At 69.1% G+C, this 18,281-nt stretch carries 21 protein-coding genes, 2 pseudogenes and 1 riboswitch; of the genes and pseudogenes, 16 read left to right on the top strand and 7 right to left on the bottom strand.

Going from position 1 to position 18,281, the window contains the following annotated elements:
- Positions 1–293 (top strand): lysoplasmalogenase family protein (locus tag ACN675_RS22000; protein ID WP_420752861.1); only part of this gene is annotated, 293 nt, incomplete at its 5' end.
- 29 nt (positions 294–322) lie between these two features.
- Here the strand turns inward: ACN675_RS22000 and ACN675_RS21995 are convergent.
- Positions 323–526 carry a hypothetical protein gene (locus ACN675_RS21995; protein WP_420752860.1) on the bottom strand — a complete coding sequence of 68 codons (204 nt, stop codon included), beginning with the start codon at positions 524–526 and terminating at the stop codon, positions 323–325.
- A 92-nt stretch (positions 527–618) separates the two neighbouring features.
- Complete coding sequence (locus ACN675_RS21990; protein WP_420752859.1) at positions 619–1,065, bottom strand: hypothetical protein; 447 nt, start codon at positions 1,063–1,065, stop codon at positions 619–621.
- Positions 1,066–1,128: 63 nt separating this feature from the next.
- Here ACN675_RS21990 and ACN675_RS21985 point away from each other — a divergent pair, with 63 nt between their 5' ends.
- The 5 genes from ACN675_RS21985 to ACN675_RS21965 are packed head-to-tail and all read left to right on the top strand — an operon-like array spanning position 1,129 to position 5,781.
- Entirely contained in the window at positions 1,129–1,899 is a 771-nt protein-coding gene (locus tag ACN675_RS21985) for an SDR family oxidoreductase (RefSeq protein WP_420752858.1), read from the top strand.
- A 41-nt stretch (positions 1,900–1,940) separates the two neighbouring features.
- On the top strand, positions 1,941–2,549 hold the full coding sequence (locus tag ACN675_RS21980) for a DUF6636 domain-containing protein (RefSeq protein ID WP_420752857.1): 609 nt from the start codon (positions 1,941–1,943) through the stop codon (positions 2,547–2,549).
- Positions 2,550–2,551: 2 nt separating this feature from the next.
- On the top strand, positions 2,552–3,220 hold the full coding sequence (locus tag ACN675_RS21975; RefSeq protein ID WP_420752856.1) for a TrmH family RNA methyltransferase: 669 nt from the start codon (positions 2,552–2,554) through the stop codon (positions 3,218–3,220).
- Between the two features lie 53 nt (positions 3,221–3,273).
- On the top strand, positions 3,274–4,398 hold the full coding sequence (locus ACN675_RS21970) for a glycoside hydrolase family 76 protein (protein ID WP_420752855.1): 1,125 nt from the start codon (positions 3,274–3,276) through the stop codon (positions 4,396–4,398).
- A gap of 39 nt (positions 4,399–4,437) precedes the next feature.
- Complete coding sequence (locus ACN675_RS21965; RefSeq protein ID WP_420752854.1) at positions 4,438–5,781, top strand: LLM class flavin-dependent oxidoreductase; 1,344 nt, start codon at positions 4,438–4,440, stop codon at positions 5,779–5,781.
- Positions 5,782–6,031: 250 nt separating this feature from the next.
- Here the strand turns inward: ACN675_RS21965 and ACN675_RS21960 are convergent.
- Positions 6,032–6,742 (bottom strand): annotated as a pseudogene (locus tag ACN675_RS21960) (VTT domain-containing protein); the annotation flags it as partial.
- A 176-nt stretch (positions 6,743–6,918) separates the two neighbouring features.
- On the opposite strand from ACN675_RS21960, the gene fbaA reads away from it, so the two are divergent.
- On the top strand, positions 6,919–7,956 hold the full coding sequence (gene fbaA, locus ACN675_RS21955; RefSeq protein ID WP_248672952.1) for a class II fructose-bisphosphate aldolase: 1,038 nt from the start codon (positions 6,919–6,921) through the stop codon (positions 7,954–7,956).
- A 54-nt stretch (positions 7,957–8,010) separates the two neighbouring features.
- Here the strand turns inward: fbaA and ACN675_RS21950 are convergent, their stop codons facing one another.
- Positions 8,011–9,243, bottom strand: coding sequence for a hypothetical protein (locus ACN675_RS21950; RefSeq protein ID WP_420752853.1), 1,233 nt, complete (start codon positions 9,241–9,243; stop codon positions 8,011–8,013).
- Positions 9,244–9,321: 78 nt separating this feature from the next.
- Here ACN675_RS21950 and ACN675_RS21945 point away from each other — a divergent pair, with 78 nt between their 5' ends.
- From ACN675_RS21945 to ACN675_RS21935, 3 genes are all read left to right on the top strand, one after another.
- Entirely contained in the window at positions 9,322–9,738 is a 417-nt protein-coding gene (locus ACN675_RS21945) for a DUF3151 domain-containing protein (protein ID WP_420752852.1), read from the top strand.
- Positions 9,739–9,742: 4 nt separating this feature from the next.
- Positions 9,743–10,927 carry an FUSC family protein gene (locus ACN675_RS21940; RefSeq protein ID WP_420752863.1) on the top strand — a complete coding sequence of 395 codons (1,185 nt, stop codon included), beginning with the start codon at positions 9,743–9,745 and terminating at the stop codon, positions 10,925–10,927.
- A gap of 88 nt (positions 10,928–11,015) precedes the next feature.
- Positions 11,016–11,942: a cation diffusion facilitator family transporter gene (locus tag ACN675_RS21935; protein ID WP_420752851.1), complete on the top strand. Its 927-nt coding sequence runs from the start codon at positions 11,016–11,018 to the stop codon at positions 11,940–11,942.
- 8 nt (positions 11,943–11,950) lie between these two features.
- Here the strand turns inward: ACN675_RS21935 and ACN675_RS21930 are convergent, their stop codons facing one another.
- Positions 11,951–12,496 (bottom strand): histidine phosphatase family protein, encoded by a 546-nt coding sequence (locus tag ACN675_RS21930; RefSeq protein ID WP_420752862.1) that lies wholly within the window; start codon positions 12,494–12,496, stop codon positions 11,951–11,953.
- A gap of 80 nt (positions 12,497–12,576) precedes the next feature.
- Positions 12,577–12,641, top strand: a riboswitch (cobalamin riboswitch).
- Positions 12,642–12,697: 56 nt separating this feature from the next.
- Between ACN675_RS21930 and ACN675_RS21925 the strand changes: the two genes are divergently transcribed.
- Genes ACN675_RS21925 through ACN675_RS21910 form a run of 4 tightly spaced genes read left to right on the top strand, consistent with a single transcriptional unit; the run spans position 12,698 to position 15,923 of the window.
- A complete protein-coding gene (locus ACN675_RS21925) occupies positions 12,698–12,892 on the top strand; it encodes a CbtB domain-containing protein (RefSeq protein WP_420752850.1) in 195 nt (64 codons plus the stop codon).
- A 14-nt stretch (positions 12,893–12,906) separates the two neighbouring features.
- Complete coding sequence (locus tag ACN675_RS21920; protein ID WP_420752849.1) at positions 12,907–13,695, top strand: CbtA family protein; 789 nt, start codon at positions 12,907–12,909, stop codon at positions 13,693–13,695.
- Positions 13,696–13,698: 3 nt separating this feature from the next.
- Positions 13,699–15,192, top strand: a complete 1,494-nt coding sequence (locus tag ACN675_RS21915; RefSeq protein ID WP_420752848.1) for a cobyric acid synthase — start codon at positions 13,699–13,701, stop codon at positions 15,190–15,192.
- Positions 15,189–15,923, top strand: coding sequence for a cobalt-precorrin-6A reductase (locus ACN675_RS21910; protein WP_420752847.1), 735 nt, complete (start codon positions 15,189–15,191; stop codon positions 15,921–15,923). The genes ACN675_RS21915 and ACN675_RS21910 overlap by 4 nt, the downstream gene beginning before the upstream one ends.
- A 21-nt stretch (positions 15,924–15,944) precedes the next feature.
- Here ACN675_RS21910 and ACN675_RS21905 read toward each other — a convergent pair whose 3' ends face one another.
- Positions 15,945–16,487: a hypothetical protein gene (locus ACN675_RS21905; RefSeq protein ID WP_420752846.1), complete on the bottom strand. Its 543-nt coding sequence runs from the start codon at positions 16,485–16,487 to the stop codon at positions 15,945–15,947.
- 104 nt (positions 16,488–16,591) lie between these two features.
- On the opposite strand from ACN675_RS21905, the gene ACN675_RS21900 reads away from it, so the two are divergent.
- Together ACN675_RS21900 and ACN675_RS21895 are read left to right on the top strand one after the other, a co-directional pair.
- Positions 16,592–17,014: a DUF1801 domain-containing protein gene (locus tag ACN675_RS21900; protein ID WP_420752845.1), complete on the top strand. Its 423-nt coding sequence runs from the start codon at positions 16,592–16,594 to the stop codon at positions 17,012–17,014.
- Between the two features lie 101 nt (positions 17,015–17,115).
- Positions 17,116–17,769 (top strand): NUDIX hydrolase, encoded by a 654-nt coding sequence (locus tag ACN675_RS21895; RefSeq protein WP_420752844.1) that lies wholly within the window; start codon positions 17,116–17,118, stop codon positions 17,767–17,769.
- A 34-nt stretch (positions 17,770–17,803) separates the two neighbouring features.
- Here the strand turns inward: ACN675_RS21895 and ACN675_RS21890 are convergent.
- Positions 17,804–18,262 (bottom strand): annotated as a pseudogene (locus tag ACN675_RS21890) (CobD/CbiB family cobalamin biosynthesis protein); the annotation flags it as partial.
- Positions 18,263–18,281: the final 19 nt, after the last annotated feature.

Below are 18,281 nucleotides of genomic sequence, written 5' to 3'. Positions count from 1 at the left end.
CCCTGACCGGGTACGGGGCGTTGCTCGCCACCACCGCGACCCTCGCGGCCGATCCGGTACTCGCCCCGGGTGCGGCGCAGGTGGCGGGGATGCCACGGCCGTCCGCGGACCGGCGCAGCTGGCTCGGCCTGGGTGGTCTGGTGTTCACGATGTCCGACGGCACGATCGTGGTGCGCCGCGTACTGCTGAAGAACCGGAAGGCCCGGGCCGCGGCCGAAGGGTTCATCCTCGCGACCTACGCGGCGGCGCAACTGCTGCTGGTGGAGGGCATGCTCGCCGGTCGCCGGGGGTGACCTGTGTCGAACATTCACGGAAGCGGTGATCAGGCGGAACCTGTCGAGACGATGCTCGCCAGGCAGGTGAGCGCCGACAGGTGCAACTGCGGCGTGTGATGGGTGCACCACGGGGTGGTGATGTTCACGGGAGCGACCGGAGGCGACAGGGCGACGGGGTGGGCGGCGGCCGTGCCGGCGGATCCCGCCGCAATCCCGGTCGCGATCGTCAGGACGCACAATGTTTTGCGCACGGAATCACCATTCCAAGCCGGTGCACGCCCGGGAAGACTTCGTCCGAACTACATGCCGCGGCCCGTACTGCCCGATCGGTGGCCCGAGCAACTCACGGGCACAACACGATCCGGTCGCGGTTCTTCGGATCGACCCGGATGGTGATCACCCGGCCCGGTTCGAAGGCGTCGGCGAATTCCGGGGTCACCTCGTAGACCACCCGGCCGCGATAGGACTCGGAACCGGGCACCGTCAGGTCGAGGTCGAGTTCGGTGATCTCACCGTTGTCGACGGTGTGTGCGATCGGTGTCGCCGAACGGATCGTCGCCCACCCTTCGAGCCCGCGCCGTAGCAGGCGGCGGTCGCGGCGGGACGGGCGTCCGGCGGCGATCATGGCCAGGCCCAGCGCGGAGCCGTAGGCGCAGACCAGGAAGATCACCTGGAATCCGAGCGTGCCCTCGGGGGAGCCGCCCACGAAGTACGTCAGCCACAGGGCGAGTACGAGAACGTACCCGCCGGTGACGACGGCGACTGCACGCGCGACACGCTGGTGGTTCATGACACCTCCGACACCAGGATAGTCCGCACGTGCGGTCCCGTCGGGGTCGCTAGGCTGGCGTTCATGCCTGCCACCAGCGTGTTCGTCACCGGCGCCGCCGCCGGTATCGGTCGTTCCACCGCCCTGCTCTTCGCGCGCCGCGGCTATCGGGTCGGCGCGTTCGACGTCGACGCCGAGGGCCTGGAGATCCTCGCGGCGGAACAACCCGGGATCGTCACCGGCGTCCTCGACGTCACCGACCCCGGGCAGTGGGCACGGGCGCTGAAGGCGTTCTGCCCGGACGGTCGCCTCGACATCCTCGTCAACAACGCGGGGGTGCTGTCGTCGGGGCCGTTCGCCGACACACCGATCGAACGGCACCGCCGGATCGTCGACGTCAACGTGACCGGCACCGTCAACGGTTGCCATGCGGCGTTCGAATATCTGCGTGTCACACCGGGCTCGCACGTGGTGAACCTGTGCTCGGCGTCGGCGCTCTACGGCCAGCCGGAACTCGCGACCTACAGCGCCACCAAGTTCGCGGTGCGCGGCCTGACCGAGGCGCTCGAGATCGAATGGGCCGAGCACGACATCCGGGTGCTGGCGATGTGGCCGCTGTTCGTCGACACCGCGATGACCACCGGCATGGACACCGGCGCGACCCGGTCCCTCGGGATCCACCTCACCGCCGACGACGTCGCGCGCGCCCTGTACGAGGCGACCCGGGCCGGGCAGCCGCGCTGGAAGGTGCACCGGCCGGTGGGATGGCAGGCGAAACTGTTCGCCGCGACCGCGCAGGTGTCGCCGGCGCCGGTCAACCGGCTGGTGAACCGGTGGCTCACGGGTCACAGGTGACCGGCCGATAGAGTGTCACCCGGGTCTTCGGAGGGAGTTGCGTGAACGTGCGTCGGGTGACGTCGATCGGTGTGGTGACGGTGGCGGGTCTGCTGCTCGCGGGATGCGGGGGCACGGACCAGGGGACGCAGACGGAATCCGTTGCGGCGGTACCGACTACCACCACGAGCACCCCGGCGCCGACCACGACGACGGTCGCGCCGACGACCACGACGACGGAACCGGTCACCACGACCGTCGCGACGACCGAGCCGGAAGCGCCGACCTCGCTCGTCGACGTGCCCTACGAGCGCAACGAGTCGTACTACTTCACCAGCCCGGACGGGCAGTTCCACTGCGGCATCGTCAAGCTGCCCACCCGCACCGAAGCCGGATGCGAAGGCGCCACCGATCCGGTTCCGCCGCGACCGGACGACTGTGTCGTCAACTGGGGCAACGGTATTCGGGTGGAAAACGAGGGCGAGGGTGCGTTCATGTGCTCCGGCGGCCCGGTCTATCTGTCCGACGGCGACACCGCCGTGCTGCCCGCCGGTTCGACGCTGTCGAAGCTCGGGTTCTCGTGCACCACGACGGAGACGGACGTCACCTGCGTCAACGATGGCACCGGACACGGCTTCACGGTCGCGGCCGGTTCGAACGAGACGTTCTGACCGTGACCGTCGACGACGAGGCTGCCGGACCGACCGAGTGGGGTGAGCACCCGCACGGCGTCGGTCCCTGGATCGACGAGTTCGGTACCGAGCCCCCGCAGGATCCGCGCTACGACCCGGAACTGCTCGCGCACGGCGACCGCCGCAACGTGGTCGACGCCTACCGCTACTGGACGCGGGAGGCGATCGTCGCGGACATCGACACGCGACGGCATCCGCTGCACGTGGCGATCGAGAACTTCGGGCACGACGCGAACATCGGCACGGTCGTGCGTACCGCCAATGCGTTCGCTGCCGCCACTGTGCACATCGTGGGTCGCCGACGCTGGAATCGCCGGGGCGCCATGGTAACCGACCGTTATCAGCATCTGATGCACCATCCGGATGTGGACGCGTTGATCGATTGGGCGGCGGACCGCAACATCGAGATCGTCGCGGTCGACAACACCCCGGGTTCGGTGCCGTTGGAGACGACGACGCTGCCGTACCACTGCTTGCTGCTGTTCGGGCAGGAGGGACCCGGCGTCACCGAGCGGGCGCGGGAGGTCGCGTCGACGACGGTGTCCATCGCCCAGTTCGGTTCGACCCGCAGCATCAACGCCGGGGTCGCCGCGGGAATCGCGATGCACGCCTGGATACGTCAACATGCGGACCTGACGCGCGCGTGGTGATGTACGTCCCGTGGTGGTAGCAGACCCATCGTGAAGTGAGGATGATCGACGTCATGTCGGAACTGTGGACCGAGCGGGCCGATGCCGCCGAGGCTGCCGTCGACTCCCGGCACATACGCCGGTTGTGGGCTCTGCCCGGTACCGCGATGGGGGTCGTCGGATGGCCCGCGGTTCGCCGCGAACGGCTGTTCCTCACGTGGCACTACTGGTGGCAGGCGCACCTGATCGATCTCGCCGTCGACGCCGCCGAACGCGATGCGACACCGCGACGCCGGCGCCGCGTCGTCCGGCTCACGCGCACCCACCGCATCCGCAACATCAGCGGGTGGACCAACAACTACTACGACGACATGGCCTGGCTCGGTCTCGCGCTCGAACGCGCGCAGCGGCACCTGTTGGTGGATCACCGCAAGGGCATCGCGGATCTCGAGGACGCGCTGTTCTCGGCGTGGCAGCCCGAGCGCGGCGGCGGATTGCCGTGGCGTCGACGCGACAACTTCTTCAACACCCCCGCCAACGGGCCCGCCGGGCTTCTGCTCTCCCGCACCGGCAAGGTGTGGCGCGCCCAGGAGATCGCGGACTGGATCGACGAGACCCTGAAGGATCCCGAGACCGGCCTGATCTTCGACGGCATCCGCAACGCGAAGATCGAACGCGCGATCTACAGCTACTGCCAGGGCGTGGTGCTCGGACTCGAAACCGACCTGGCCATCCGCATCGGCGACGAACGGCACCGCAAGCGGGTGCACGGCCTCGTCGACGCCGTCGACCTCGAACTCGCCGACGCCAGTGTCATCACCGGCGGGGGCGGGGGCGACGGCGGACTGTTCAACGGCATCCTCGCCCGGTACCTCGCGATGGTCGCGACGAGCCTGCCGGTCCACGACGTCGACGACGAACGGGCCCGCAACACCGCCGCCCGCCTGGTGCTGATGTCGGCGGACGCGGCCTGGGACAACCGCCTGCAGATCGAGGAACTCCCGCTGTTCGGCCGGGACTGGTCGGTGCAGGCCCGGCTGCCCGGCACCGGCGACGCCATCGCCCGGTTCTCCGGCGGCACCGTCCACGAATCCGAGGTCGCCGAGCGGGACCTGTCGGTGCAGCTCGGGGGATGGATGCTGATGGAAGCGGCACACGCGGTCGCGACCGAGCGGGCTTTACGATCGTCGCAACCTTAACCCTGTTCGAGGCGCGGGCCCCGGTCTACTTGTAGGAACATGACCGAACAACCACGTCAGCTCAGCCTCAACGCCTTCATCTATCCGACCGGCCACCACGAGGCATCGTGGCGGCATCCCGGCAGCACCCCGGAACGGCTCTACGACGTCACGTACTACCAGGACATCGGTCGGACCGCGGAGGCGGCGAAGCTCGACGCGGTGTTCCTCGCCGACGGTCCGGCGCTGCGCACCGACGTGCGCCACAACGCGACCTACGGCTTCGAGCCGATCACGCTGCTCACCGCGATCGCGTCGGTCACCAGCCACCTGGGTCTGATCGCGACCGCGTCGACCACCTACTACGAGCCCTACAACCTGGCTCGCCTGTTCTCCTCGCTCGACCACATCTCCGGAGGCCGCGCCGGCTGGAACATCGTCACCACCGGGACCGACAAGGCCGCCGCCAACTTCGGGCTCGACGCGCACCCCGACCACGCCACCCGGTACGAACGGGCCCGCGAGTTCGTCGATGCCGTCGTCAAGCTGTGGGACAGCTGGGAGGACGACGCGCTCGTCATCGACAAGGACCGCGGCATCTACGCGGACACCGGGAAGATCCACCCGATCAATTTCGAGGGCAAGCACCTGAAGGTCGCCGGGCCGTTCGGTGCGGCACGCTCGCCGCAGGGTCATCCGGTGCTCGTGCAGGCCGGCTCGTCCAACGACGGCCGTGACTTCGCGGGCCGGTACGCGGAGGCGATCTTCACCGCCCACCAGCGGTTGTCCGATGCGCAGGCGTTCTACGCCGACATCAAGAAGCGGGCGGCCGAATTCGGCCGCAACCCCGATCACGTGAAGATCCTGCCCGGCATCAGCCCGTTCATCGGCGACACCGAGGCCGAGGCCCACGCGCTCGAACGCGAATTCAACGAGCTGACGGTCGTCGAGTACGGGCTGACCCAGCTCGAGAACATCGCGCAGGTGTCGCTGCGTCACCTCCGGCTCGACGAGACGGTCCCGCTCGACGTGTTCGGCGACGCGGGCACCGTCACCGACAACACGGCGAGCCGCAAGCAGGTCGTCGCGAACATCGTCGAACGGGACCGGCCGACGCTGCGCGGCCTGCTGCATCGGCTCGCGGGCGCGCGTGGACACCGCGTGTTCGCCGGCACCGCCGAGCAGGTCGCCGACACCATCGAGGAATGGTTCACGCAGGGCGGCGCGGACGGCTTCAACGTGATGCCGCCGCAGTACCCGCAGGGACTCGAGGCGTTCACGTCGCAGGTCGTGCCGATCTTGCAGGAACGCGGCCTGTTCCGCACCGATTACGCCGGTCGCACGCTGCGCGACCACTTCGGGTTGCCGCGCCCGGCCAGCCAGTTCGCGGCCGTCGCGGTCTAGAGGCGTCACGGTCCGGAGGCGTGGCGGTCCGGGGGTGAAGCACGGAAACGCACGAGGCCTCTTCCGCAGCGGAAGAGGCCTCGTCGTCGTTCGGTCAGTTGTTCGGCTGACCCGGAGTCGGGATCGGCGTGGTGTCCACGGCCGAGTCGTCGGTGCGCCGCGGCTGGTCGGCGAATGCCGAGGTGTCGATGACCAGGGTCTTCTCGTTGTCGGAGACCCGGTCCGCGGCCTTGGCGGAGGCGGCGGTGGACGTGCCCTCGTCGGCGCTGCCGGACTCGGCGCTGTCGCCCTTCCCGAGGAAGCGCTTGCCGACCTCGATCATGATCGGGACGACGGAGACGAACACGATGAGAAGGAAGATCAGATCGACGTTGTCGCGGATGAAGCCGATCTGCCCGAGCAGGTAACCGAGCAGCGTGATGCCCGCGCCCCACAGCACACCACCGATGATGTTGTAGGTGATGAACACGCGATAGGGCATCTTCGCGGCACCGGCCACGAGCGGCGCGAACGTGCGGACGATCGGAACGAACCGGGCCAGCACGATGGTGATCGGCCCGTGCCGCAGGAAGAAGGCGTGCGACTCGTCGATGTACTTCTTCTTGAAGAACTTCGCGTCGTTGCTCTTGAACAGGGCGGTGCCGCCCTTCGTACCGATGAAGTAGCCCACCTGGTCGCCGAGGATCGCGGCGATCGGGATCGCCACCAGCAGCACCCACAGCGGCGCGAACGGCTCGACCTCCGCGGACTTGCCTGCGACGATGAGACCGGCGGTGAACAGCAGCGAGTCGCCCGGCAGCAGCGGGAACAGCAGACCCGACTCGATGAACACGACCACCAGCAGGCCGATCAGGACCCACGTGCCGAACGAATTGAGCAGATTGACCGGATCCAGGAAACCCGGTAACAGGGCCAGATTGGTCACAGATTCCGAGGTTTCCAAGAAAGTCACGGACCCCAGAGTACCGGCGGCACACGTACCGACGAGGCCCGGTGTCTCCGCGACGGGGCCACGCAACGGTCCGGATCCGGACCCAACTGGGCAGTACCCAGGACTGTTGACATACTGCAAGGACAACCCTTGCGCCTACCGGCACCGCAGGTAGGCGACAACATCTCATCTGGAGGACAGCCGCTGTGCCTATCGCGACTCCCGAGGTTTACGCCGAGATGATCGCCCGCGCCAAGGAGCACTCCTTCGCGTTCCCCGCGATCAACTGCACGTCGTCCGAAACCATCAACGCCGCGATCAAGGGCTTCGCGGACGCCGGTAGCGACGGCATCATCCAGTTCTCGACCGGTGGTGCCGAGTTCGGTTCCGGTCTGGGCGTGAAGGACATGGTGACCGGCGCGGTCGCGCTCGCCGAGTTCGCGCACGTCGTCGCCGAGAAGTACGACGTCACCATCGCTCTGCACACCGACCACTGCCCGAAGGACAAGCTCGACACCTTCGTGCGCCCGCTCATCGCGATCTCCCAGGAGCGCGTGAACGCCGGCCGCAACCCGCTGTTCCAGTCGCACATGTGGGACGGCTCGGCCGTTCCGATCGACGAGAACCTCGAGATCGCCCAGGAGCTTCTCTCGGCCGCGCAGGCCGCGAAGATCATCCTCGAGATCGAGATCGGCGTCGTCGGCGGTGAAGAGGACGGCGTCGAGAACGCCATCAACGAGAAGCTCTACACCACGATCGAGGACTTCGAGAAGACCGTCGATGCGCTCGGCGCCGGCGACAAGGGCCAGTACCTGCTCGCCGCGACGTTCGGCAACGTCCACGGCGTCTACAAGCCGGGCAATGTGAAGCTCAAGCCGTCCGTCCTCGCGGAGGGCCAGGCCGCTGCCTCGAAGAAGCTGGGTCTGCCGGCCGGTTCGAAGCCGTTCGATCTGGTCTTCCACGGCGGCTCCGGCTCGCTGAAGTCCGAGATCGACGAGGCGCTGAGCTACGGCGTCGTGAAGATGAACGTCGACACCGACACCCAGTACGCGTTCACCCGTCCCATCGCGGCCCACATGTTCCAGAACTACGACGGTGTCCTCAAGGTGGACGGCGAGGTCGGCAACAAGAAGACCTACGATCCGCGCAGCTACCTCAAGAAGGCCGAGGCGTCGATGACCGCCCGCGTCATCGAGGCCTGCAACGACCTGAAGTCGGCCGGCCGCTCGGTCTCCGCAGGCTAGATCCCCCTCGTGCGTGTTTCCGGTAGCTCCGGCCACCGGAAACACGCACGAGCGCTATTCGCCGCAGACCTTCCATTCCCCGCCCACCTCGGACAGGTCGAAGGTCCGTTCGGTGACATCGGTCGGTGTCCCTGCCGGATGCGCAGTGACCTGCACGATCGCGTGAGAGTCCGTGATCTGGACCTTGTCGACGCTCGTCACCACAGGCACCGAGCCCTGCTGCTCCGCCAGTTCGTGGATCTCCGCGAACTTCGCCGGATCCACCGTCGCGTAGAACTCGGCCAGCCCCCCGCACGTCGACGTGCGCAGCGTCGCGAGGTCGCCTGCTGCGAGCGCCGTCACGAACGTGTCGACGCTCGCGCGTATCCGTGCCTCGGGGGAGTTCTCGGCCCGATGATCGAGATACACCAGCAGCGCCGACACGACGATCGCCGCGATCACCAGAACTCCCGCGACGGTCGCGGCGACGGCCCAGCGCTTGCCGCTGCGGCCCGAGGACGACGGTTCGATGCGTTGCGGGGTCGGCTGCGGCTGGAAACGCTGCGGTTCGGGGCGGGCAGGTTCGGCCGCGCGCGGCTCGATGCGCTGCGGCTGCCTCCTGTTGGGCACATGCGCCCGCACCGGGATCTGCACGGTCTCGGCGTCGGCAGCATCCGGTGCCGTTGCATCGGGCTGCTCGGTCTTCTCGGTCGACGCGTCGGCTGAGGTTTCGGTGGAGCCGGGCTCTTCGGCCGAGGTCTCGGTGGCGTCGGTCTCGGTGGCGTCGGTCTCGGTGGACTCGGACTTGTGGGTCTCGGACCTGCGAGTCTCGGACGCGCGGGCGGCGACGGGGATCGCCACGGTCTCGGCATCGGCGGCGGGGATTGCGACGGTCGGCGCAGTGTCCGCCGGGCTCTCTGCGGTCGTCGGGGTCTCTGCGCTCTTCGCAGCCGCGGTGTCCTCGAGCGTCCCGGTGTCCTCGAGCGTCCCGGTGTCCTCGGTGTCTCCACCTTCGGCAGCGTCGGTCTTCGCCTCGGCCTCGGTCTTTGTAGGCGGGGGAGTCTCGGATGCGCGAGCACCGGCGACAGGGATCGCCACGGTCTCGGTGTCGGCGCCTTCCGGCGCTTCGGAGCCGGCGGGCTCGTCGGTCACGCCTGCTTCGGTGCTGTCGCCCGACTCGGTACCGTCGTCGCCCGACTGTGCAGACGCTTCGGGCTCGCCCGCGGCGTCGTCGGATCCGGCCTGTTGCTGCGGCGCTGTCGCCGCGTCCGGGGGAGTGGAAGCGTCTTCGTTCTTCGGATCCGGCACGAATGCACCTCGTTCGACGGCCTACGGTTTCCCGGGCAGCCTATCCAGCCTCGAGCGCCGCCGGGCAGAATGGTCGCCATGACCTCTTTCGGTGATCTCCTCGGACCTCAGCCCACCCTGCTTCCCGGCGACGACGACGCGGAATCGGCACTGCTCAACCACGAGGACCCCGCGAAGGTCGCGGCGGACCATCCGACGGCGTCCATCGCGTGGGCGTACCTGGCGGAGGCCGCGCTCGAACGTGGCGAGACGATCACCGCCTACGCATACGCCCGCACCGGCTACCACCGTGGCCTCGACCAGCTGCGGCGCAACGGGTGGAAGGGCTTCGGCCCGGTGCCGTACGAGCACGAACCGAACCGCGGATTCCTGCGGTGCGTCGCCGCTCTCGCCCGGGCCGCGCAGGCGATCGGCGAGACCGACGAGCACGCCCGCTGCCTCGACCTGCTCGAGGACTGCGATCCGCGGGCCGCTCGTGAGCTCGGCGTCGAATAGGCGCCTGCTCGACCGGACCGAGATCCGCCGCCGCCTGCGGGGACCGGCGGCGAGACTGCGCAGGTCGGCTCTGCCGATCGTGCAGTGCGCGCTCGCGGCCGGTTTGGCCTGGTGGGTGGCGACCGGTCCGGTCGGGCACGAGCGTCCCTTCTTCGCGCCGATCGCCGCGGTCGTGTCCCTCGGGTTGTCCTTGGGCGCGCGGCTGCGGCGATCGGTGGAGCTGGTCTGCGGCGTCACGATCGGCATCGGGGTCGGAGACCTGATCATCTCGATGATCGGCAGCGGTCCCTGGCAGATCGCGCTGGTCGTGGTGATGGCCATGTCCACGGCGGTGCTGATCAACGGCGGCGTGATCTTCGCGATGCAGGCCGGCAATTCGGCGGTGCTGGTCGCCACCCTGATCCCGCCCGGCGGCACCGGGGGCATCGACCGGATGATCGACGCGCTGGTCGGCGGTCTCGTCGGAGTCGCAGTGGTCGCGATGGTGCCGACCCACCCGGTTCGTCGCGCGCGGCGCGACGCGGCCGGGATCCTGGCGACCGCGAGGGACGTGTTGTGGAAGGTCGAGGCCGGGTTGGTGGAGAACAATCCGAAGCCGATCGACGAGGCGCTGCAACAGGCCCGCGCGACGCAGCCGGCGATCGACGGGATGCGCACCCACCTCAAGGGTGGCCGGGAGATCAGCCGGATCTCGCCGCTGTACTGGAACACCAAACCCCGGCTCGAACGGCTGACGGCGGCGGCCGATCCGATCGACAACGCGATGCGCAACATCCGGGTCCTGGCGCGGCGGTCGCTGTCGCTGGTGCGTGACGACGAGATCCTCGACCCTCGGCTCGTTCAGCGCATCCAGGAAATCGCGAAAGCCGTCGACGTACTCCGCCAGATGATCCTCGCGGAGCCGGGGGATCAGCCCGATCAGGCCGAGGCCGCGCGGGTGCTGCGCAGCGTCGCCCGCAAGATGAGGCCGGAACTGGTCGAGGGGGCCGGTTTGTCCGCGACGGTGGTGTTCGCGCAGTTGCGTTCACTGATCGTCGACCTCATGCAGGCCGCGGGCATGGAACGCATCTCCGCGATCGCGACCCTGCCGCCGACCACGGACACTCCCGCCTACCGCCCCGAGCTCGACAGCGACTTCGACCCCGAACCTCGTCCTACCTCGGGTGACGGGAACCGATATACGACCTGACCGGGTGGAGGATTCCCGTCACCCGCGGCGAAAGTATTGAATACATGCGCATGTGTGCATATGCTGGCCGGGATTCGGAGGGAGAGTCATGGGGGCCGGTCACGGGCATTCACACGGAGTGGGACGCGAGAACGGCGGCGTCGGTCCTTCCCGGACGACGATCCGTCGGATGGCGATCGCGCTCGGCATCCTCGTCGCCTTCCTGATCCTCGAAGCCACTGTCGGCCTGCTGATCGGGTCGCTGTCGCTGCTCGCCGACGCCGGGCACATGCTCACCGACGTCGTCGGCATGTCGATGGGACTGGTCGCGCTCCTGCTGGCACGACGCGGCAGCACCGCCGCGGCCCGCACGTTCGGCTGGCACCGCGCCGAAGTGCTCACCGCGATGGCCAACGCCGTGCTGCTGCTCGGCGTCGCGGCCTGGGTGTTCTACGAGGCGATCGAGCGCATCGGCGAAACCCCGGAACTGCCCGGCCTGGCGATGATCCTCACCGCCGCCGCCGGCCTCGCCGCAAATCTCGTCGTGATGTTCATGCTGCGCAGCGACGCGAAGGACAGCCTCGCGGTCCGCGGCGCCTACCTCGAAGTGCTCGCCGACGCGGTCGGCAGCGTCGGAGTCCTCGTCGCGGGTGCGCTGATCATCGGCTTCGGCTGGGACTTCGCGGACGTCGTCGTCGGTGTGCTCATCTCGCTGTGGGTCGTGCCGCGCGCCCTGCGCCTGGCGGCGTCGTCGTTGCGCATCCTCACGCAGGCGTCGCCGGCACACCTGGACGTCGACGCGGTCCGCGCGGACCTCGCCGCGCTGCCCGGCGTGGCCGGTGTCCACGACCTGCACGTCTGGACTCTGACGACCGGAATGGACGTCGCGACCGTGCACCTGGTCAGCGACCACGACTCCCGATGGGTCCTCGACTCCGCGCGCACCGTGCTGTCCGGCCACGGACTCGACCACGCGACCGTGCAGATCGAAACCGTCGTCGACGGACGCCGGTGCGAGGACGACGTCACCTGGTAGGTGGTCGGTCAGGACAGCCGCAGCGTCCACCTGCCGTCACGGGCGTGCAGTCGGGTGATGGTCACCGGCCGCACGTCGACGCGCCAGAACGCCGAGACCGGAGCCCCCAGCGCACAGACCGTCGCGGCCCGCACCACCGACGGGTGCGTCACCGCCAGCCACCGGCCCGATCTGCCCGCCATCGTGTCGAGCCAGCATCGGGTTCGGGCGAGCAGCGTCGCGATAGATTCTCCGCCGTGCGGCGCCGCGTGCGGATCGGTCAGCCACGCCGCGAGGTCGGCCTCGGGCACCGCCGACATCGGCCGGCCCGTCCACGTGCCGTAGTCGAGTTCCCGCAGTGCCGCGTCCGGTTCCGCGCGCATCCCCAGTGCCGCCGCGGTCTCGACGGTGCACCGCTCCGGTGCGGTCAGCGTGTGGTCGACGGCGGGAGCGTGGACGCGTCGGAGTTCGCGCCGGCCCCGATCGGACAGCGGGTCGTCGGCGGGGAAGCGCACGTCCGCGACCGCGTCGGTGGACGCGTGGGCCAACAGCAGCAGGCGCAACACGAGCGATATTCCACCACAACGGTCTTCCGCTTGACATGCGTGGTGGCGCAGTGCAATTGTTCGGCGTACGCATGCGTCGAGGTGCAGGCAATCCGGTGGGAAACCGGAGCGGTCGCGCCACTGTGACCGGACCGATGGTCCGGGAGCCAGAAAACTCCCTCGGCGCGTGACCTTTTCGATGGGACGCGTCAATCCCGAGGAGGCTCTTTCATGGCTGTCGTTCATCTTCCGGACGAGTCGCTGGGCAACGCTGCGCTCGCCGCGGCCGTCACCGCGACGATTCTGCTCGCATTCGTCGTGCTCTACCTGGTCGGTTTCGATCAGGGCGCGATCTCCCGCAGCGGCATGTTCATGCACGAACTGATGCACGACGGCCGGCACCTGCTCGGTCTGCCGTGCCACTGAGCGCGGGTGGATCGATGCACCCCGCCACAACCGAATCGAAGTCCGTTCCGCTGACCGGCAGTTTCGTTCAGCTCCTGCTGCGCGGCCTGCTCGCCGGTCTCATCGCGGGCCTGCTCGCAGGGGCGGTCGCCTTCGTCGTCGGCGAACCCCACGTCGACGCGGCGATCGCCCTCGAGGAAGCAGCAGCGGATCACGGGCACTCGCACGACAGCGCAGAAGCCCAGGGCCACAGCCACGGGGACGAAGCCCTGGTCGGCCGCACCGGCCAGAAGGCCGGCCTGCTCCTGGCGACAACCCTCGCCGGCCTCGCGCTCGGCGCAATCTACGCGGCCGTACTGCATTTCGTCCGCCGGCACTCCGCGTTGTCCGGGTGGTCGTCGGCATTGGCGACCGCGGCACTGGGCTGGGTCGCGATCGAGGCGGTCCCATTCTTCAAGTATCCGGCGAATCCGCCCGCCGTCGGCGATCCGGAGACGATCGCCCAGCGCACCTGGCTGTGGCTCGCCACCGTCGTGCTCGGCCTCATGGCCGTCGCGGTCGCCGTGATCGTCCGGAAAGCGCTGGCCGCGCAGGAATTGCGCACCGTCCGCCTCGGTGCGCCGGTGCTCGCCTTCCTTGTCGTCGCGGTCCTCGGCTATCTGGTGCTGCCGGCGATCGACGAGGTCGCGGACGACTTCCCGGCGACTCTGCTGTGGGAGTTCCGGATCTCGTCCCTCGCCGTGCAGGCCACGCTGTGGGCCGGGCTCGGTGTCGCCTTCGCGTTCCTGACCGAACGCGCCGATCGCCGCACCGCGGTCGTCTGACCGATGGGACAGGGCCTGCTCGTCGCCGGAACCACCTCGGACGCAGGAAAGTCCGTGGTGACCACCGGGATCTGCCGGGCCCTGTCCCGCCGCGGACTCGCGGTCGCGCCGTTCAAGGCGCAGAACATGTCCAACAACTCCATGGTCACCGTCGACCCGGTCACCGGCACCGGCGCCGAAATCGGGCGCGCCCAATGGATCCAGGCGGTCGCCGCCCGCGCGACCCCCGAGCCCGCCATGAATCCGGTGCTGCTCAAACCCGGCAGCGACCGCACCAGCCATGTCGTCGTCATGGGTACACCGGCGGGACGTCTCGAAGCAGGTGAATTCGCCGGTGGCCGGAAGCATCTCGCCGATGCGGCGTTCGAGGCGCTGGACGACCTGCGATCCCGTTTCGACGTCGTCGTCTGTGAAGGCGCGGGCAGCGCCGCCGAAATCAATCTGCGCGCACACGATTACGTGAACATGGGACTGGCCCGGCACGGCGGGATGTCGACGATCCTGGTCGGCGACATCGACCGTGGAGGAGTGTTCGCCTCCATGTACGGCACGCTGGCGTTGCTCGACTCCGACGACCAGGCACTGATCCGCGGGTTCGTGATCAACAAGTTCCGCGGCGACGTGGGGCTGCTCCGCCCGGGTCTGGACTCGCTGGAAAAGCTCACCGGCCGCCCGGTGCTGGGCGTGCTGCCCTGGCAGCGCGACCTGTGGCTCGACTCGGAGGATTCGCTGGCACTGACGTCGCGCCCCGCGCACGACGGTGCAGGCTCGCTGACGGTGGCGGTCGTGATGCTGCCGCGCATCAGCAATTTCACGGACGTCGACGCGCTGTGCCTCGAGCCCGACGTGCGGGTGCGGTTCGTCGACGATCCGCGGGCGCTGGCCGGCGTCGACGCGGTGATTCTCCCCGGTACCCGCGCGACCCTCGCCGACCTGGCGTGGCTGCGGTCGCGGGGGCTCGACGTCGCACTGCTCGACCACGCCCACCGCGGCGGCGCGATTCTGGGGATCTGCGGAGGCTTCCAGATGCTCGGCGCGGTGATCGACGACCCCGACGGCGTGGAAGGGATTGCCGGGGCATCCGCTCAGGGGCTCGGACTGCTCGACGTGCGCACGGCTTTCACGCGCGAGAAGGCACTGCGGTTGCCGACGGGGTCGGCGCTCGGTGTCCCCGCGTCCGGGTACGAGATCCACCACGGGCGGATCACCGTCGGCAGCGGCGAGGAGTTCCTCGGCGGTGCCCGATCGGGTTCGGTGTTCGGCACGATGTGGCACGGCAGTCTCGAGGGCGACGCCCTGCGCGCGGCCTGGCTGCGGGAGGTCGCGGGGGCGGCGGGTCGTCGGGTGCGCACGGGCGCAGTGAGTTTCCCGGCCGAACGGGAGGCACGACTCGAGCTGCTGGCCGATCTGATCGAGCAGCACCTGGACGTCGATCGCCTGCTGGACATGCTGTCGGACAGGTCGCGACTGCCGACGCTGACCGGGGTCCTGTCGTGACGGTTCTGATCCTGGGCGGAACCGGCGAGGCCCGTGCACTCGCGGAGCACCTGCAGTCGGACGGAAGCGTGTTCGTGTCGTCGCTCGCCGGCCGGGTCCGGGACCCTCGTCTACCGGTCGGGGAGGTCCGCATCGGGGGATTCGGTGGGGTCGAGGGGCTCGTGAATTACTTGCTCGACAAGCCGATTCGTTCGGTGGTCGACGCCACGCACCCGTTCGCCGCCGGCATCAGCGCCAACGCGGCCGCGGCATGCGCGGCGGCGGGTGTTCCTCTGGTGCGGTTGGCGCGCCCGGGCTGGGCAGGCACCCCCGGGGCCGACGCGTGGACGTGGGTAAACGGTCACGACGAGGCGGCAGCGGTCGCCGCCACCGGCGATCGAGTCTTCCTGAGCACGGGACGCCAGACCCTGGACCGCTTCGTCGGTCCGCTCGCGCGGCACGAGACCTTGGTGCGGGTCGTCGACCCGTTGGACATCGAGGTGCCGGACCCGTGGACGGTGCTGCACACCCGCGGGCCCTACACCCTCGAGGGCGAGCGAAATCTGATGCGGGAGCGCGACATCGACACCCTCGTCACCAAGGATTCGGGCGGCTCCTACACCCGCGCCAAGCTCGACGCGGCGGCCGAGCTCGGGGTGCGGGTGATCGTGGTGCGCCGACCCGCCGTGCCGGAAGGGGTCGACACGGTCGCGACGGTCGCTGCTGCGGCGTCGTGGGTGCAACGCCGCTGAACTGCCGCCGTTGCCGAACTGTCAGAGTTGCGGTCCCTCGGCGCGTAGATCGTCGACCTTGCGCATCGCCTCCCGCAACTCCGCGAGCCACGCTTCGCTGTGCTGTCCGGCCAGTTTGACCGTCCAGCTCAGGGCGTCCGCACGGGAGCGGGCCACGCCGGCGTCGACCAACGTGTCGAGGACCTTCCGCTCGGGTTGGCGGAGCCGGGTCATCACGGGAACAGCCAAGTGGGTGAACAGAACTCGACGATCGCCGAGGGTGACACCCCACGCGACCTTCCGGCCGTAGCGGGCCTCGGCCTCGTCGGCGATGCGCATGCGCTCGCCGCGGGTGGTTTCACGGAAGCGGGCGATGCGACCGTCCGCGGTCGCGTCGCTGTTCTCGTCGGGTGGGGGAAGTGCGCCGACGACGACGATCTCCTCCCGATCCACCTCGACGTCGACGGGTCCGGTGAACCAGTCGTCGGGAAGTCGTCCGGCAAACCATTCGGCCGCGTCGGACGCATCGGGGATGTCGGCTTGCTGCCAGCCGCCGGGGCGGCCGAATCGCCTGTAAGTGTTCATGATGGTCCTCCCAGGGACCGATCGGCAGGTGCGTGTTGCACTGATTACAACGTTACACCGTTTCGCAACGGCACGGGTGCCGTGTTTGCTGCCAGACTGCGGTCATGGCCGAGAACAAGACCAAACCCACCACGCAGTCCGTCCCGGAATTCCTCGAAACGGTCGAGCACCCGGTCCGGCGGGCCGACGCTTGGACGCTGCTCGACCTGATGAGCGAGGCGACCGGGGAACAGGCGGTGATGTGGGGACCGTCGATGGTCGGGTTCGGCAGCTACCACTACCGCTACGCCAGCGGCCGTGAAGGCGACGCGCTCGCCGTGGGCTTCGCCCCGCGGAAGACGAACCTCGCGCTCTACGGACTCACCGTCGCGCCGGGGGCTGCGGACCTCCTCGCGACCCTCGGCAAGCCCAAGACGGGTGCGGCGTGCCTGTACATCACGAAGCTCGCCGACGTCGACCTGGAGGTACTGGCCGAACTCGTCCGCATCGGGTACAGGCACATGACGACGGTGGAGCACCGCCCTTGACAGGACCGGGGACTTCGGCAGGTCGGGAAGGTGCTGGTGACGCCGCGTTCGACACTGTCGGGCGGACATCCGAGCCATCGTCGTTCGGATACAGTCGAGCGATGACGGCGGAGACGGTCAACTCGGTTCCGGATCGTGACGCGGCTGCTGGGGGTGCGGTGCTGACCCGGGAGCGGTGCGTGCACGCGCTGAATCGATTCCAGGTTGTCGCCGCCGACACCGGGGGCCGTCGTGCGGCGGTCGCGCTGGCGGTCGTCGAGCGTCCCGACGGGCCGGTGCTGCTGCTGACGCTGCGCCCGAGCCGGATGCGGGCGCATCCGGGCCAGTTCGCGTTGCCCGGCGGCGGTATCGACGCCGGTGAGACACCCGAGCAGGCGGCCGTGCGCGAGCTCGAGGAGGAGCTCGGTGTAGCGGCGGACTCGAACGCAGTTCTCGGACGACTCGACGACTTCGTCACCCGATCCGGATACATGATCACCCCGGTGGTGGTGTGGGTCGGCGCGCTCGAGGACCCGATTCGACCCAACCCCGACGAGGTGGCGATGGTGTTCGAGGTGACCGAGGCAGAGCTCGATGCCGAACCCGCGCTGGGGTCGCTGCCCGGGCACATCGGCAACCTGTTCCAGTGGCCGTTCCGCGGCGAGCACCTGTACGCCCCTACCGGGGCGATCATCCACCAGTTCCGTGAAGTGGTGCTCCACGACCGCAGCACCCGCGTCACGGCATTCGTCCAGCCCGACTTCGCGTCGAGGTAACTCACCTCCGCGATACCGTCGGAGCGCAGAAAACTCACCGTTCAGGTCGCTTCGATCGGTCAGTGGTTGTGAGGCAGCGGCTTTCGACACGCGTCCAGGGCACCCACCGACCGCGGGGACCGGCTGCGAGCGCCGCGGCAACGGCCACCGCGAGCGCACCCCCCCGACCCGCGCCGCGAGCCGGGCGGTGCGGCCGATGTCGACGGGCACCGGGCGGGGGCCGTCGCCCAGGGTGCCGCGGTCCTCGACGCGCCCGTGGTAGACGTTGACGCCCCCGAGCATGACACCGAGGGCTCCTGCGAACGCGGACTCCACCGGCCCGGCGTTGGGACTCGGGTGCTTGTGCGCGTCGCGCCGCCAGATGCGCAGCGCGGTGACGCGGGCACGAGATTCAACGCGTCGTCGAAACGTGCGGAGGCCCAGCCGAACCGCTCGAAGCGGGGGTGCGATGGCCGACACGGGCGCGTCGCGCCGGCGACGATGGATTGCCCAGACCTGCTCACGCACATCAC

Origin of the sequence: Rhodococcus sp. O3, assembly GCF_048897285.1 — a bacterium.
Taxonomy (GTDB): Bacteria; Actinomycetota; Actinomycetes; order Mycobacteriales; family Mycobacteriaceae; genus Rhodococcus.
This window is presented reverse-complemented; position numbering and strand designations above follow the sequence as displayed.

Bases quoted from the DNA above. Each gene is read 5' to 3' on its own strand.
- ACN675_RS21990 (WP_420752859.1), bottom strand. From the start codon at position 1,065: ATGAACCACCAGCGTGTCGCGCGTGCAGTCGCCGTCGTCACCGGCGGG.
- ACN675_RS21985 (WP_420752858.1), top strand. From the start codon at position 1,129: ATGCCTGCCACCAGCGTGTTCGTCACCGGCGCCGCCGCCGGTATCGGT.
- ACN675_RS21970 (WP_420752855.1), top strand. From the start codon at position 3,274: ATGTCGGAACTGTGGACCGAGCGGGCCGATGCCGCCGAGGCTGCCGTC.
- ACN675_RS21965 (WP_420752854.1), top strand. From the start codon at position 4,438: ATGACCGAACAACCACGTCAGCTCAGCCTCAACGCCTTCATCTATCCG.
- ACN675_RS21945 (WP_420752852.1), top strand. From the start codon at position 9,322: ATGACCTCTTTCGGTGATCTCCTCGGACCTCAGCCCACCCTGCTTCCC.
- ACN675_RS21935 (WP_420752851.1), top strand. From the start codon at position 11,016: ATGGGGGCCGGTCACGGGCATTCACACGGAGTGGGACGCGAGAACGGC.
- ACN675_RS21925 (WP_420752850.1), top strand. From the start codon at position 12,698: ATGGCTGTCGTTCATCTTCCGGACGAGTCGCTGGGCAACGCTGCGCTC.
- ACN675_RS21920 (WP_420752849.1), top strand. From the start codon at position 12,907: ATGCACCCCGCCACAACCGAATCGAAGTCCGTTCCGCTGACCGGCAGT.
- ACN675_RS21915 (WP_420752848.1), top strand. From the start codon at position 13,699: ATGGGACAGGGCCTGCTCGTCGCCGGAACCACCTCGGACGCAGGAAAG.
- ACN675_RS21905 (WP_420752846.1), bottom strand. From the start codon at position 16,487: ATGAACACTTACAGGCGATTCGGCCGCCCCGGCGGCTGGCAGCAAGCC.
- ACN675_RS21900 (WP_420752845.1), top strand. From the start codon at position 16,592: ATGGCCGAGAACAAGACCAAACCCACCACGCAGTCCGTCCCGGAATTC.
- ACN675_RS21895 (WP_420752844.1), top strand. From the start codon at position 17,116: ATGACGGCGGAGACGGTCAACTCGGTTCCGGATCGTGACGCGGCTGCT.